The following is a 16,082-nucleotide window of genomic DNA, read 5'->3' as shown; positions in this document are numbered from 1 at the left end:
CTCCCACAGGGGTTTTGTGAACGACACCGATCCACTGTGGGAGCGAGCCTGTTCGCGAAGAGGCCAGCCCAATCACAGCAATTCTGTCTGCCTGAATGCCCCGCGAACGAGCAACCCGCGTCGATTCGGTGCAAAAAATCCCCGTCTATAACCGCTTTCGCCTAATAAACACGCCATTCTCCCACTTGGCACAACCACTGCATTACCCGTTTCACCATACATAAAGCCCAACCTTCAACGACGAAGGTTGCGCTTCCCGAGAGAACGGGACCAGGACAAAGGCGTCCTCGCTAGGCAACTAGCGGGACGCCTTTTTTTGTTTTGCGCAACTTTTTGTCGAGCACGGCCTGACTGCCCACAAGAGGCCAGCCACCGCTCCCCGGAGAACCTGATGAAAAAAACTCAAACTGGTGATGATCGGCAATGGCATGGCCGGGGTTCGCACCCTGGAAGAACTGCTCAAGCTGAGCAACGAGCTGTACGACATCACGGTCTTCGGTGCCGAACCGCACACCAACTACAACCGCATCCTGCTGTCGCCGGTGCTGGCCGGTGAGCAGACCTTCGAAGAGATCGTGCTCAACGACCTCGACTGGTACCTGGAAAACCACATCAAGTTGCTGCTCAACCGCAAGGTGGTGCAGATCGACCGGGTCAAACGCCGGGTGATCGCCGAAGACGGCACTGAAGCCGAATATGATCGCCTGCTGATTGCCACCGGCTCGACACCGTTCATCCTGCCGATCCCGGGCAATGACTTGCAGGGGGGTGATCGGCTACCGCGACATCGCCGACACCCAGGCCATGATCGACACCGCCAGAACCCACAAGCACGCGGTGGTCATCGGCGGCGGCCTGCTCGGCCTCGAAGCCGCCAACGGCCTGATGCTGCGCGGCATGCACGTCACGGTGGTGCACATCGGCGAATGGCTGCTGGAGCGGCAACTGGACAAGACCAGCGGGCAACTGCTGCAAAGCGCCCTCGAAGCCCGTGGCCTGCACTTTCGTCTGTGCGAGCAGACCCAGGCCCTGCACGACGCGGGCAATGGCCGGGTCGGCTCGGTGCAGTTCAAGAACGGCGAGATCATCCCTGCCGATCTGGTAGTGATGGCGGCCGGCATCCGCCCCAACACCGAACTGGCGGAACGCGCCGGCATCCCGTGCAATCGCGGGATTCTGGTCAACGACACCCTGCAAACCTACGATCCGCGCATCTATGCCATTGGCGAGTGCGCCAGCCATCGCGGCATCGCGTATGGCCTGGTGGCGCCGCTGTTCGAACAGGCCAAGGTGTGCGCCAACCATCTCGCGCAACTGGGTTTCGCCCGGTATCAGGGTTCGGTCACCTCGACCAAATTGAAAGTCACCGGCATCGACCTGTTTTCCGCCGGCGATTTCATGGGCGGCGAAGGCACCGAAACCATCACCCTCTCCGACCCGATCGGCGGCGTGTACAAAAAACTGGTGATCAAGGATGACGTGCTGGTCGGCGCCTGTCTGTACGGCGATACGGCAGATGGCGGTTGGTATTTCCGACAGATTCGTGAGAATCATGCCATCGGCGAGATCCGCGATCACCTGATGTTTGGTGAAAATTCTATCGGCGACGTAGGACATCAGGGCCAGGACAAAGCCATGGCCATGGCCGACACCGCCGAAGTCTGCGGCTGCAACGGCGTGTGCAAGGGCACCATCGTCAAGGCGATTCAGGAACACGGTCTGTTCAGCGTCGATGAAGTGAAGAAGCACACCAAAGCTGCAAGCTCGTGCGGCTCCTGCGCCGGGCTGGTCGAGCAGATCCTGATCAACACCGTCGGCGGCGCGGCGGACGTCAAACCGAAAAGCGAAAAAAGCCATCTGTGGTTGCAGCGACCTCAACCACGGACAGATCCGCCAGGCGATCCGCGAACAGCATCTGCTGACCATCGCCGGCACCATGAGCTACCTCAACTGGCGCACCCCGAATGGCTGCGCCACCTGCCGTCCGGCGCTGAACTACTACCTGATTTCCACCTGGCCCGGCGAAGCCAAAGACGATCCGCAATCGCGCCTGATCAACGAACGTGCCCACGCCAACATTCAGAAGGACGGCACCTATTCGGTGGTGCCACGGATGTGGGGCGGCGTGACCAACCCTTCGGAACTGCGCCGGATTGCCGACGTGGCGGACAAATACAACGTACCCATGGTCAAGGTCACCGGCGGTCAGCGCATCGACCTGCTGGGGATCAAGAAACAGGACTTGCCCGGCGTCTGGAAGGACCTCGACATGCCCTCCGGCCACGCCTACGGCAAATCCATCCGCACCGTGAAAACCTGCGTCGGCAGCGAGTTCTGCCGTTTCGGCACGCAGAATTCGACGCAGCTGGGCATCGAGCTGGAACACGACCTCTTCAACATGTGGTCACCGCACAAAGTGAAACTCGCTGTCTCCGGATGCCCACGCAACTGCTCGGAAGCGGGGATCAAGGACGTAGGAATCATCGGCGTCGACTCCGGTTGGGAGATGTACATCGGCGGCAACGGCGGGATCAAGACCGAAGTCGCCGAGTTCTTCGTCAAGCTGAAAACCGCCGAGGAAGTCCGCGAATACAACGGCGCGTTTCTGCAGCTGTACCGCGAAGAAGCCTTCTACCTCGAACGCACCGTGCACTACCTGCAACGGGTCGGCATGGAGCACATCAAGAAAGCCGTGCTGGAAGACCCCGAGCGCCGCAAGGCCCTGAATGAGCGCCTGCAATTCTCCCTGTCGTTTGAGCAAGACCCATGGAAAGAGCGCCTCGCGCAGCCGCAACTGAAGAAAGAATTCGACGTGATCCCCGTGAAAAACCTGGAGGTGCCGGCATGAACTGGCTCGATATCTGTGCCCTGGAAGAGATCAATGCCCTCGGTTCGCGAATCATTGCCGGGCCAAAAGGCGACATCGCGATTTTTCGGACGAGTGATGATGAAGTTTTCGCTCTCGACGACCGCTGCCCGCACAAGGGCGGGCCGCTGTCACAAGGTTTGATCTACGGCAAACGCGTGGCCTGCCCGCTGCACAACTGGCAAATCGACCTGCAAACCGGCGAGGCCCAGGCTCCGGACATCGGCTGCGCGCACCATCATCCGGCCCGGGTCGAAAACGGCCGCGTGCAATTGGCCCTGCGGGAAGCGGTCTGATGAACCGCCAGACGACCGCCTCGACCTGCTGCTACTGCGGCGTCGGCTGCGGCGTGCTGATCGAGCATGACGGCGAGCGCATTCTCGGCGTCAGCGGCGATCCGGCGCATCCGGCCAACTTCGGCAAACTGTGCAGCAAAGGCTCGACCCTGCACTTGACCGGCGATCTGGCTGCCCGGGCGCTGCACCCGGAACTGCGCTTGGGCAAAGGCCTGGCGCGCAGCCGTTGCGACTGGGACACGGCGCTGGATCACGCGACCCAGGTTTTTGCCGAGACCATCGCCGAACACGGCCCGGACAGCGTGGCGTTTTACATTTCCGGGCAGTTGCTGACCGAGGACTATTACGCCTTCAACAAATTGGCACGAGCACTGGTCGGCACCAACAACATCGACAGCAATTCCCGGCTGTGCATGTCGTCGGCAGTGGTCGGTTACAAGCGCAGCCTCGGCGCCGATGCGCCGCCGTGCAGCTACGAAGACCTGGAACTGAGCGATTGCGTGATGATCGCCGGCAGTAACATGGCCTACGCCCACCCAATCCTTTTCCGACGCCTGGAAGAGGCAAAATCGCGCCGGCCGCAGATGAAGGTCATCGTCATCGATCCCCGGCGCACCGACACCTGTGAGTTGGCCGACTTGCATCTGGCGATTCTGCCCGGCACCGATGTCGCGCTGTTCCATGGGATTTTGCATTTGCTGCTGTGGGAAGACCGGATCAACCGCGACTTCATCCAGGCGCACACCGACGGTTTGCCCGAGCTGAAAAATCTGGTGCGCGACTACACCCCGCAAATGGTTGCGCAACTCTGCGGGATCAGTGTCGAACATTTGCAGCAGTGCGCGGAATGGGTGGGCACCGCGCCAAGTTTCCTGTCGCTGTGGTGCATGGGCCTGAATCAGTCCACCGCTGGCAGCGCAAAAAACAGCGCGCTGATCAATCTGCACCTGGCCACCGGGCAAATCGGCCGCCCGGGTGCAGGACCTTTCTCTTTGACCGGTCAGCCAAATGCCATGGGCGGGCGGGAAACCGGCAGCCTGTCTAATTTGCTGCCCGGTCACCGTGAAGCGGCCAATCCCGAGCATCGCGACGAAGTGGCAGCCTGTTGGGGTGTCGATCAACTGCCTCAAACCAGTGGCCTCAGCGCTATCGAGCTGTTCCAGCGGATGCGCAGCGGCCAGATCAAGGCGCTGTGGATTGCCTGCACCAATCCCGCACAGTCCATGCCTGACCAGCAGGCGGTGCGCGAGGCGCTGCAGACCTGCCCGTTCGTGGTGTTGCAGGAAGCCTTCCGCACCACCGAAACCGCCGCCTTCGCCGACCTGTTGTTACCCGCTGCCAGTTGGGGCGAGAAAGAAGGTTCGGTGACCAACTCCGAACGGCGCATTTCCCACGTACGACAGGCCATTCTCCCACCGGGCGAAGCACGGCCGGACTGGGCGATCACCGTGGATTTCGCACAGCGGCTGGAGAAACGTCTGCGCCCACTTCAGCCGAGCCTGTTTGCTTTCGAACAGCCGGCGCAGTTGTTCGACGAATATAAACAACTGACCCGTGGACGGGATCTGGACTTGTCGGGCCTCAGCCATCAATTGATCGATGAACTGGGACCGCAGCAATGGCCCTTCCCCGCCGGCGCCCGGCAAGGCACGGCACGCTTGTATGGCGACGGGATTTTTCCCACGGCTAACGGTCGTGCGCAGTTCGTCGCCGATCCCTATCGCGCCGCCAAAGAACAACGCGATGCACGGTTCCCACTGACGCTGATCACCGGCCGGCTGCGCGATCAATGGCACGGCATGAGCCGCACCGGCACGGCGGCGCAATTGTTCGGGCATGTCAGCGAAGCCGTGTTAAGCCTGCACCCGGACGAGCTACGCCGGCAGCGCTTGCAGCCGGGGGGATCTGGTCAACCTGAAGAGTCGGCGCGGTGCCGTTATCGTCGCGGTCGCCAGCGATGACAGCGTGCGCCCCGGCCAGGCGTTTCTGCCGATGCATTGGGGCGACCGGTTTCTCAAGGGCGGGGTCAACAGTCTGACCTTGCCGGCCTTCGATCCTCTGTCGAAGCAGCCCGAACTCAAACACAGCGGCGTGCGTCTGGAAACGGTAAATCTGCCATGGCACTTGTTCGCCCTGATCGAGGGCGATGTTCAACGGCATTTCGAGACGCTACGCCCCCTCTGCGAGGCGTTTTCCTACGTGGGCCTCAGCCTTGTCGGACGTGAGCGGCCCGCGCTGCTGATACGCGCTGCCAGCGTCACGCCGCCAGAGCCGCAACGGCTGCGCGATATCGACCAGTGCCTGGCGCTGCTCGACGGCCCAGTGCTGGCCTACGACGACCCGCGCCGCGCCATTGGCAAACGGGTACGCATCGAAAACGGCCGAATCACCGCAATCCGCCTCGCGGGCGAAACCCTGGCTCAGCACTGGCTGCAAGGCTTGTGGCTGGAGGGTCGCGCCGATGAACAACTGCGCCGCTGGCTTCTGGCGCCGATGAGTGCACCACCCGGCAATGCCGGCGTTCAGACCAATTCGGGCAAAACCCTGTGCAACTGCAAAAACGTCAGCCACAGCGCGGTGTGTGCCGGAATTCGCCAGGGCCTGGATCTGCAAGGTCTCAAACAACAACTGGGGTGCGGCACGCAATGCGGCTCGTGTGTCCCTGAAATCAAGCGTTTGCTGGCCGCTGATTTGCAGCCGGTATCGGTCATCTGAAGGAAAACACCATGAATGCAAAAGTCTGGCTGGTGGGCGCAGGCCCCGGTGATCCCGAATTACTGACGCTCAAAGCGGTACGCGCGTTGCGCGAAGCAGAGGTGGTGTTGATTGACGATCTGGTCAATGACGCCGTGCTGGAGCATTGCCCTACGGCGCGAATCATTGCCGTGGGCAAGCGCGGTGGCTGTCGCTCGACGCCGCAGGCCTTCATCCACCGGCTGATGCTGCGTTATGCCCGCCAGGGCCAATGCGTGGTGCGGCTCAAGGGCGGTGACCCGTGCATTTTCGGCCGTGGTGGTGAGGAGGCGCAGTGGTTGCGCGAACGCGGGGTTGAGGTCGAGCTGGTCAACGGCATTACCGCCGGACTTGCTGGCGCGACACAGTGCGATATTCCGCTGACGTTGCGTGGCGTGGCGCGCGGGGTGACGCTGGTGACCGCGCATACCCAGGACGATAGCCAATTGAACTGGCAGGCGCTGGCGCAAGGCGGGACGACACTGGTGATCTACATGGGGGTGGCCAAACTGGACGAGATCCGCGATCAACTGCTGGCCGGCGGGATGGCGGCGGATATGCCAGTGGCGATGATCGAGAATGCCTCTCTGCCAGAACAGCGCGAGTGCCGCAGTGATCTGATGAGCATGGGTAACGACGCCTGCAGGTTTGGACTGAAGAGCCCGGCCATTCTGGTCATTGGCGCGGTGGCCGCAGTTGTTGAAAATCAAAGGAGCGCAGCCTTCGGCAGCGCCTACAGAAGCAGACCCCGTGCAGGAGCTGCCGCAGGTTGCGATTTGTAGCGCTTCAACGCCAAATCGCAGGCAAAGAAAAAGCCCGGCCTGAGCCGGGCTTTTCTCGTAGCGGCAGCTAATTACTTAGCTTGAGCTTCAACCTGCGCTTCTACGCGACGGTTAACAGCACGGCCAGCTTCAGTTTTGTTGTCAGCAACTGGGCGGGATTCGCCGTAGCCGATCGACTGAACGCGGGACGACTCAACACCGTACTGCTGGGTCAGAACTTGCTTAACGGCGTTTGCACGACGCTCGGACAGTTTCTGGTTGTAAGCGTCAGGACCGACGGAGTCAGTGTGACCTTCAACAGTGGTGTGAGTGGCTGGGTACTGCTTCATGAAGTCAGCCAGGTTCTTGATGTCAGCGTAGCTGTTTGGCTTGACGACCGACTTGTCGAAGTCGAATTTCACGTCCAGCTCTACACGAACAACTTCAGCAACTGCTGGGCAGCCATCAGCGTCAACAGTTACGTTGGCTGGGGTGTCCGGGCACTTGTCAACGTTGTCGCAAACGCCGTCGTTGTCGCTGTCGGAGCAGACTTCAGCCGGAGCTGGAACTGGAGCAGCAGCTGGCTTGCCGCCGCCACCGAAGTTCACACCCAGACCAACCGATGGAGCGTAGTCCCAACGGCCGTTGTCCAGTTTGTAGTCAGCTTCTACGCCAGCACGGGCGAAGAAGTTTTCGGCGAAGTAGTACTTAACGCCAGCGCCAGCAGTCAGGAAAGTCGACTGGTCGCGACCGGTGTGGCCGTCAGCAGCTACGTTGGTCAGGTTGCCGTGCTTAACGCCACCTTCAACGTATGGACGCAGAGCGTCGCCAGCGTTGTTGAAGTGGTATTGAGCGGTCAGACCGAAGTTGTCACCACGCAGTTTCTGGCTGCCGGTACCGTCGTTCGAACGGGTGTGGTTGTTACGATCCCAGCCGAAGTTGATCGAGACGTCATCGGTCAGGAAGTAACCGATTTTGGCGCCTGGGTTGAAGCCGTCTTCGACATGATCAATGCTGTCGTTGTACTGCTTCTTGTAGTTGATCTCGCCTTCAACTGCGCCTTGGCCTTGTGCCAGTGCGCCGAACGAAGTAGCGGCAATAAGAGAACCAATGGCCAAGCCCAAGGTGTTTTTCAGTTTCATCCGTTAAATCCCCATCTGGTGATTGTGAAGCAGTCCCGCAAACCGGGGGACAACTCGGCGGCAAGTCTATCAGAACTTGCCTACACGTAAGAGATATTTGCGCTGAACTAAGTTTCAGCAATGCCTGCAAATTTCTCACGCAATTTGTCTAGAGCACGTTTGTACCGCATTTTTGTCGCACTCAAACCCATGTGCATGATGTCTGCGATCTCCTGAAACTCCAGCTCTGCGACAAATCGTAGCACCAGAATTTCACGGTCAATCGGGTTCACATACACCAGCCAGCGATCAAGTCCGCCCTTCTCCTCGGGTTTCGGCGCCTTTTCTTCCGACGCTTCTTCCAGCGGGTCCAGACTCAAGGCGTCCATCAAGCGACGCTTTCGCCGTTCCTTCCGATACTGCGTGATGCATTCGTTATACGTGATGCTGTAGAGCCAGGTTTTGAACTTCGATTTCCCCTCGAAGTTCTTCAGGCCGTACAACACCTTAAGCATCACTTCCTGACAGACATCGTCTGCGTCGCGATCGTTCCCAAGATATCTCGCACAAACGTTAAATAATGTTCTCTGGTAACGCCGCATCAGCTCTTCATAGGCGCGCGTCACGTGAAACAGCTCGGTATGCGAGCGCGCGACCAGCTCCTCATCAGAGAGCTCACGGGGGTCGTAGCGCGTGGATAGCGTTTGGGCTTTATTCAAAACAAGTCGTGCCGACAGTCAGGTCAATGTCCGCCGCACCCCTCTCAGGGCATTTTGCGGCGGCATACATTAGCAGGGTTTGCCGGGTTAGCGGCTACTCACATGCTGTTCCAGCAGGATCCGATTGGAAAGTGAGACTAGCTCACCCTCATCGGTCAGCAATGTGGTTTTAACCGTGCCGATCTCTTCGATCTGGCCTTCGACCTCACCAACACGCACTTGTTGCCCAACCTGGTACAACTCACGCACATAGATTCCCGCAAGAATCTGACCGGCAATTTCCCGGCTTCCCAACCCCATGGCCAGCGCTACGGCCAGACCAACGGTAATCAATACGATGACGATCACATGGTTCAGCAGGTCGGTCTTGACCTCAAGTTGACTGATCGCGACCGAGATGCTGATGATGATCACCAGTCCCTGGGCAATGCGGCCCAAACCCGAAGCGTAGTCCAGCCCTACGCCTTCTGCCGCCCCGCGCACGAGGCCATTGGCCAATTGCGCGAGCAAAACACCCACCAGCAACACCAGCGCGGCGCCGAAAACTTTCGGCAAATACAACGCCAGCATGTCCAGCGTAGCTGAAACTCGCTCAAGTCCAAGGGACTCTGCTGCAGAAACCAGAAAAATCAGCAGAACGAACCAGTAAACGATCTTGCCGATCAAGGTCGAGATCGGCACTTGCAGGCCGGCTCGCGACATCAATTTGGTCAGACCGGTGCCGCCCATCAGGCGATCAAGGCCCAGCTTGGCCAGCAGCTTGGACAGCAAGGTATCGAGCAACTTGGCCACCACGAAGCCCAACAGCAGCACGACCAGTGCGCCGAACAGGTTCGGGATGAAATTGGCGACTTTGGTCCACAACGCAGTCATTGCAGTGACGAGGCTCTGAGTCCAGAGATCAAGTTCCATATTCAATCAGCCTTATCAGCAGTGCGTGCAGTAGTTTTACGAAGACGGGAAACCGGCGAAACGTGGGCCGATCCGTTATTCAGGGCGATCATCAGCGCGGGCAACCAGCGGCCCAGCAGGCTGAACAGATCACCGGCGCCCACCTGGCGGTTGGCGGTTTTGAGTACGCGACCCAGGCAGGCATCGTCGTCGCGGCTGGACGGCGAAGCGTTGAGCATGTCGCGCAAAGACTGTTCAAACGGATCGTGCATACGCACCTCTCGTGATATCTGTGAAAGACGCGGGCAAATTTGGTCGGGTCACATGTTGCATATTCACACCCAGCGCAAACGGCGGAATAACCACCATTGACCGAAGGCCATCGCCAGCACTGTCAGACAGGCAATCAGGAAACCATAAGGGCTGCTCGAGAACGGAATGCCGCCCACGTTGATACCCAAAAGGCCGGTGAGAAAACTCATCGGCAAAAAGATGCAGGTGATGATGCCGAAGCGGTACATCGTGCGATTCATGCGCACGTTCAAACGCCGGTCTTCGGCCTCCAGCACAAGCCCCATGCGCTCTCGGGTCAGTTCCAGCTCTTCGAGATAGCGGGTCAGGCTGTTGTTCAATTCGTTCCAGTAGTCGGCATCATCATCGACAAACCATGGCAGTTTTATCCGCGTCAGTTGTCCGAAAATATCCCGCTGCGGCGCCAGAAAACGTTTCAATCCGGCCGCTCTGCGACGGATGTGCAAAATCGAGCCATGTTCGGGGGTATACCGTTCGTCGGCATCGAGCTTTTCTTCCTCTTCATCGACCAGCTCCGACAGGCAGGTGACCAGATCCTGCACCTTGTGGGTGAGGAATTGCGCCAGATACAGGATCAGTTCAGAAGAGGTTTTCGGGCCTTTGCCTTCGCTTAGCAGCGCCAGCAGTTCATCGGTGGCACGCAACGGGCGCAGACGCAGCGAGATGACGCGCTGGGCGGAGGCGAAAATCCGCACCGAGACCATGTCTTCCGGCTCGGCCCCCGGGTTGAGGTTGACCCCGCGCAGAAACAGCAGCAACTCGGCATCCGGCAATGGCAGGAGGCGCGGCCGAGTGTTCTCTTCCAGCAGCAGGTCGCAGGCGAATTCATTCAGGCCGCTGGATTTGCGCAGCCAGGTCTGGGTTTGCGGATGACTTCGATCCCAATGCAGCCACAGGCTCTCATGAGCCTGCAGTTGCAGATCGTCGAGCTCAGTCCGGGCAATCGAACGCGCACCGCCTTTACCGTCCAGCACCAGGGCATGCACCAGCCCCCACTGCGCGTTTTCTTCCTCGAACATCCGCATCCCTTTGTCGAAAACTTTATTCAGGCATCTGCAGCGGGCTCGGCGAAACGATCACGCCGTTGTTGTCCGCATAGATGTATTGGCCCGGATGGAACGTCACGCCGGCGAAAGTCACCGCTACGTTGAGGTCACCGATGCCACGTTTTTCGGTCTTCATCGGATGGCTGGCCAACGCCTGAACGCCGAGATCGGTCTGGGCAATAACGTCGACGTCACGGATGCAACCGTAGATGACCATCCCTTCCCAGCCGTTTTTCGCGGCTTTCTCGGCGATCATGTCGCCCAGCAACGCGCGGCGCAGCGAACCGCCGCCATCGACCACCAGCACCTTGCCATTGCCCTTGAGTTCGGCTTGCTCCTTGACCAGCGAGTTGTCTTCGAAACATTTGATGGTCACGATTTCGCCGCCGAAGGAATCACGGCCGCCGAAATTGCTGAACATCGGTTCCAGCACCTGCACCAGATCCGGATAGGCGTCGCACAGGTCAGGCGTGAGGTAATGGTTCATCGAAAAACTCCTGTAAAAAGGAAGACGATCAAAGATGTCGCACTCTGTTGAAACGAGTCCCGGCGGTCGCTGTTTACCTTAGTTCATGCCATGGTCGCTGAACGAACCTGAACAAACGCTGAAACGTAATAGCTAAACAGCCACCAAATATGACCAGAATCGCACAATGCGTCATATCTTAGCCGCAAGCCGACCTGAACGAAATGCCCTTTTCAGAGCCCCGGACTCAGACCGCAGCGGCAAGATCCGGCTTGTCGCCGAGCAACGGCGTCTGCTGATCGCTCAACCAGCGCGCCACCAGTGGCCAAACCTCGGCCTGCGCCGCTTTGCTCACCAGCATCTCGACATGCCCGAAGTTGTCGCTGAAGCCCTGCTCGCGCCCCAGATTGACGAACTGTTTGTGCTCGGAGCCGATCTGCTCGAACAGTTTGCGACAGGCCCACTCCGGATCCTGGTGATCCCCCGCTGCCGTCACGGCCAGCACCGGCACCTGCACCTCGGCAAGTCCCGCCCACCAATCCTTGTCCTTGTCGCCAAACCGCCCGAACAGGCCGTACCAGCGCATGCTTTCCAGCGCCAGACCGATGGGTTCGTCTTCCGGTCCGCGCTTGAGGCGGGAGCCCGACAACTGCGCGAAGCGCTTGAGAATGAAGCGCCCGCTCCACTCCACTGGCGGGATCTTCAACGGCCAGTAAGTGCGGCTGACCTGCGTGCCGAAAAACGCCGCCGAGGCCACCGCCGGCTCGCCGAGGTATTCGCCACCGAGCGCCGCCGCCAGGGTAATGCCACCCAGCGAATGGCCGATCCAGTGCGGGACCTGCCCGCTCTGCTCACGGACGAACGCGGCAATCGCCGGCAGATCGTAACGGGCGTAGTCAGCCACACGGTTGCGCCGGTAATCCTCGTTGCGCTGCGACAGGCCGTGACCACGCATTTCCGGGATCCACACGTCGAAGCCCAGACGCGTCAGGTAAGCGCCCAGGCCCAGGCCTTTGGGGGAAAACCAGAAGCGCCGGTTGGAAAAACTGCCATGCAGCAAAATCACCGGCACGCCGCGCGGCGCCGTGTCATCCGCCATGCCCAAGCGGGTCACGGCGATTTCCACGGACCAGTCGGGACTGTTGCCGGGTTTGAGTCGATACACATCTTCGCTCAGATCACCGCGACGTTCGGCGCTGATCAGGGCGACAGGAAACAGGTTGCTGCTGCTTTGCATAATGCTCTTGCACAAAAAAAGGGCGGCATCTACAGGAGCCCGCCCTACTCAAATCTCAAACCCGCCTCCTGTGGGAGCGAGCCTGCTCACGAAAGCGGAGTGTCAGCCAACATCACTGATGAATGTTGCTCCGTCTTCGCGAGCAGGCGCGCTCCCACAAGGGAACGGGCCGTTCACATCTGCTTACGCCTGCGCTTGGCCTTCAGCGAGGAAGAACCAGGTTTCCAGTACGGAGTCCGGGTTCAGCGACACGCTTTCGATGCCCTGCTCCATCAGCCATTTGGCCAGGTCCGGGTGATCCGAAGGGCCCTGACCGCAAATGCCGATGTACTTGCCGGCCTTGTTGCACGCGGCAATCGCGTTGGCCAGCAGCTTCTTCACCGCCGGATTACGCTCGTCGAACAGGTGCGCGATGATCCCGGAGTCACGGTCCAGGCCCAGGGTCAGCTGGGTCAGGTCGTTGGAACCGATGGAGAAACCGTCAAAGAATTCGAGGAATTCTTCAGCGAGAATCGCGTTGGAGGGCAGTTCGCACATCATGATCACGCGCAGGCCGTTGTCGCCACGGGCCAGGCCGTTTTCGGCGAGCAGATCGACCACCTGGCTGGCTTCGCCCAGTGTACGGACGAACGGCACCATGATTTCGACGTTGGTCAGGCCCATCTCGTTGCGCACGCGTTTCAGCGCGCGGCATTCGAGTTCGAAGCAGTCACGGAACGATTCGCTGATGTAACGCGAAGCGCCACGGAAGCCGAGCATCGGGTTTTCTTCTTCCGGCTCGTACAGCTTGCCGCCGATCAGGTTGGCGTACTCGTTGGACTTGAAGTCCGACAGACGCACGATGACCTTCTTCGGCCAGAACGCGGCCGCGAGGGTGCTGATGCCTTCCACCAGTTTTTCGACGTAGAAACCGACTGGATCGTGGTAACCGGCGATGCGCTTGTCGACGCTGTCCTTGATTTCCTGCGGCAGGCCGTCGTAATTCAACAGCGCTTTCGGGTGTACGCCGATCATGCGGTTGATGATGAACTCCAGACGCGCCAGACCGACACCGGCGTTCGGCAACTGCGCGAAGTCGAAGGCGCGGTCCGGGTTGCCGACGTTCATCATGATTTTGAACGGCAGCTCCGGCATGGCGTCCACGGAGTTTTTCTTGACGTCGAAGCCCAGTTCGCCTTCGAAGATGTAACCGGTGTCGCCTTCGGCGCAGGACACGGTCACGCCCTGGCCATCCTTCAGCAGCTGGGTGGCGTTGCCGCAACCCACCACCGCCGGAATCCCCAGTTCACGGGCGATAATCGCCGCGTGACAGGTACGGCCGCCACGGTTGGTGACGATGGCGCTGGCGCGCTTCATCACCGGTTCCCAGTCCGGGTCGGTCATGTCGGAGACCAGCACGTCACCGGCCTGGACTTTGTCCATTTCCGAGACGTCCTTGATGATCCGCACTTTACCGGCGCCGATGCGCTGGCCAATGGCACGACCTTCCACCAGCACAGTGCCGGTTTCTTTCAGCAGGTAACGTTCCATGACGTTGGCCTGGGTGCGGCTTTTCACGGTTTCCGGGCGGGCCTGCACGATGTACAGCTTGCCGTCGTCACCGTCCTTGGCCCACTCGATGTCCATCGGGCAGCCGTAGTGCTTCTCGATGATCATCGCCTGCTTGGCCAGCTCGCTGACTTCAGCGTCGGTCAGGCAGAAACGTGCGCGCTCAGCCTTGTCGACATCGACGGTCTTCACCGAACGACCGGCCTTGGCCTCGTCGCCGTAGATCATTTTGATGGCTTTGCTGCCCAGGTTGCGACGCAGGATCGCCGGGCGACCCGCCTCCAGCGTGCCTTTGTGCACGTAGAACTCATCCGGGTTGACCGCGCCTTGGACGACGGTTTCGCCCAGACCGTAGGCGCCGGTGATGAACACCACGTCACGGAAACCGGATTCGGTATCGAGGGTGAACATCACGCCGGCGGTGCCGGTTTCCGAACGCACCATGCGCTGCACGCCAGCCGACAGGGCGACCAGTTTGTGGTCGAAGCCCTGGTGCACGCGGTAGGAGATGGCGCGGTCGTTGAACAGCGAAGCGAACACCTCTTTGGCGGCGCGGATAACGTTTTCCACGCCACGGATGTTCAGGAAGGTTTCCTGCTGACCGGCGAACGAGGCGTCCGGCAAGTCTTCGGCGGTGGCGGAAGAGCGCACGGCCACGGCCACGTCAGGGTTACCGGCCGACAGCGCGGCGAACGCGGTGCGGATCTCGGTATTCAGTTTTTTCGGGGAATTCGGCTTCCATGATCCATTGACGGATCTGTGCACCGGTCTTGGCCAGCGCGTTGACGTCATCGACGTCCAGGGCGTCGAGAGCCTTGTGGATCTGGTCGTTGAGGCCGCTCAGTTCGAGAAAGTCGCGATAGGCCTGCGCGGTGGTGGCAAAGCCGCCGGGGACCGACACACCGGCACCCGCCAGGTTGCTGATCATCTCGCCCAGGGATGCGTTCTTGCCCCCCACATGCTCAACATCGTGTTTGCCGAGCTTATCGAGGGAAACTACGTACTCTACCAAGGTGATCTCTCCACTAACTGTGTTGGAAAAGCTCAGAAACCGGCAGCTCGGGGGAGCGTTGGCCGGCTGTATGGCCTGGACCTGGAAAATAAGTGAGAATGCGGGCCAATGGCGGCCGGCAAATCGCGCCTATCATATCCAAGAATGCTCATTAGCTTAAGGCCCAAGGTGCAAATGAAACGATCTGCTTTCTTTATCTCCGATGGCACCGGCATTACCGCCGAAACCCTGGGTCAAAGCCTTCTGGCGCAGTTCGAAAACATTACCTTCACCAAGCTCACGCGGCCGTATATCGACAACGCGGACAAAGCGCGGGCCATGGTACAACAAATCAACAAAGCCGCTGAAACCGACGGCTTCCGCCCGATCATCTTCGACACCATCGTCAATCAGGACATCCGTGAGATTCTCGCAACGTCCAATGGTTTCATGATCGACATTTTCTCGACTTTCCTCGCCCCGCTCGAACAGGAGCTGACCGAGCATTCCTCCTACACCGTCGGCAAGTCGCATTCGATCGGCCACAACTCCAATTACATGGAGCGCATCGAAGCGGTGAACTTCGCTCTCGACAACGATGACGGCGCACGCACCCACTATTACGACAAGGCCGACCTGATACTAGTGGGCGTGTCGCGATGTGGTAAGACGCCGACGTGCCTGTACATGGCGATGCAATTCGGCATCCGCGCGGCCAACTACCCGTTGACCGAAGACGACATGGAGCGCCTGACCCTGCCGACCGCCCTGCGCGCCCATCAGCACAAGCTGTTCGGCTTGACCATCGACCCGGACCGCCTCACCGCGATTCGCAACGAACGCAAGCCCAACAGCCGCTATTCGAGCTATGCCCAGTGCGAATTCGAAGTGCGCGAAGTGGAAAACCTGTTCCGCCGCGAGAACATCCCGCACATCAACTCCACGCATTTTTCGGTGGAAGAGATTTCGGCGAAGATTCTGGTGGAGAAAGGCGTCGAACGGCGTTTCAAGTAACACCACTCGCCTCCTGTAGGAGCTGCCGCAGGTGCGATCTTTTGATGTTGATCGTTAACAGCAAGAGCAAAAGATCGCAGC

The 16,082-nt window shown here is 59.7% G+C and carries 10 protein-coding genes and 3 pseudogenes; 5 read left to right on the top strand and 8 right to left on the bottom strand.

Going from position 1 to position 16,082, the window contains the following annotated elements; all coding sequences use genetic code 11:
• Positions 1-413: 413 nt before the first annotated feature.
• From nirB to cobA, 4 genes and pseudogenes are all read left to right on the top strand, one after another.
• Positions 414-2,848: pseudogene (nirB, locus tag HT737_RS24615) on the top strand (nitrite reductase large subunit NirB).
• Positions 2,845-3,162: a nitrite reductase small subunit NirD gene (gene nirD, locus HT737_RS24610; RefSeq protein ID WP_041067740.1), complete on the top strand. Its 318-nt coding sequence runs from the start codon at positions 2,845-2,847 to the stop codon at positions 3,160-3,162. Before nirB ends, nirD begins: the two are co-directional and overlap by 4 nt.
• Positions 3,162-5,877: pseudogene (locus HT737_RS24605) on the top strand (molybdopterin-dependent oxidoreductase). Before nirD ends, HT737_RS24605 begins: the two are co-directional and overlap by 1 nt.
• Positions 5,878-5,888: 11 nt before the next feature.
• Positions 5,889-6,677 (top strand): uroporphyrinogen-III C-methyltransferase, encoded by a 789-nt coding sequence (cobA, locus tag HT737_RS24600; protein ID WP_182404175.1) that lies wholly within the window; start codon positions 5,889-5,891, stop codon positions 6,675-6,677.
• 71 nt (positions 6,678-6,748) lie between these two features.
• On the opposite strand, the gene HT737_RS24595 is transcribed toward cobA, so the two are convergent.
• The 8 genes and pseudogenes from HT737_RS24595 to ppsA form a co-directional block, all read right to left on the bottom strand.
• Entirely contained in the window at positions 6,749-7,798 is a 1,050-nt protein-coding gene (locus HT737_RS24595; protein ID WP_027613290.1) for an OmpA family protein, read from the bottom strand.
• 107 nt (positions 7,799-7,905) lie between these two features.
• Positions 7,906-8,496 carry an RNA polymerase sigma factor SigX gene (gene sigX / locus HT737_RS24590; RefSeq protein ID WP_011333251.1) on the bottom strand — a complete coding sequence of 197 codons (591 nt, stop codon included), beginning with the start codon at positions 8,494-8,496 and terminating at the stop codon, positions 7,906-7,908.
• An 87-nt stretch (positions 8,497-8,583) separates the two neighbouring features.
• Entirely contained in the window at positions 8,584-9,408 is an 825-nt protein-coding gene (locus tag HT737_RS24585; protein WP_007916401.1) for a mechanosensitive ion channel domain-containing protein, read from the bottom strand.
• 2 nt (positions 9,409-9,410) lie between these two features.
• Positions 9,411-9,659, bottom strand: a complete 249-nt coding sequence (locus HT737_RS24580; RefSeq protein ID WP_003223293.1) for a hypothetical protein — start codon at positions 9,657-9,659, stop codon at positions 9,411-9,413.
• Between the two features lie 63 nt (positions 9,660-9,722).
• Positions 9,723-10,718 (bottom strand): zinc transporter ZntB, encoded by a 996-nt coding sequence (locus HT737_RS24575; protein ID WP_121184492.1) that lies wholly within the window; start codon positions 10,716-10,718, stop codon positions 9,723-9,725.
• 22 nt (positions 10,719-10,740) lie between these two features.
• A complete protein-coding gene (rraA, locus tag HT737_RS24570) occupies positions 10,741-11,232 on the bottom strand; it encodes a ribonuclease E activity regulator RraA (RefSeq protein WP_182404174.1) in 492 nt (163 codons plus the stop codon).
• Positions 11,233-11,458: 226 nt separating this feature from the next.
• On the bottom strand, positions 11,459-12,448 hold the full coding sequence (locus tag HT737_RS24565; protein WP_182404173.1) for an alpha/beta fold hydrolase: 990 nt from the start codon (positions 12,446-12,448) through the stop codon (positions 11,459-11,461).
• A 183-nt stretch (positions 12,449-12,631) separates the two neighbouring features.
• Positions 12,632-15,008: pseudogene (ppsA, locus tag HT737_RS24560) on the bottom strand (phosphoenolpyruvate synthase).
• Positions 15,009-15,182: 174 nt separating this feature from the next.
• Between ppsA and HT737_RS24555 the strand changes: the two are divergent.
• The gene (locus tag HT737_RS24555) at positions 15,183-16,001 is read left to right on the top strand and encodes a pyruvate, water dikinase regulatory protein (protein ID WP_007960912.1); all 819 of its coding nucleotides are present in this window, start codon (positions 15,183-15,185) and stop codon (positions 15,999-16,001) included.
• Positions 16,002-16,082: the final 81 nt, after the last annotated feature.

Origin of the sequence: Pseudomonas sp. MD195_PC81_125, from assembly GCF_014060985.1 — a bacterium.
GTDB lineage: Bacteria > Pseudomonadota > Gammaproteobacteria > Pseudomonadales > Pseudomonadaceae > Aquipseudomonas > Aquipseudomonas parakoreensis.
The sequence above is the reverse complement of the archived record's forward strand: the minus strand, read 5'-3'. Positions and strand labels throughout refer to the sequence as shown.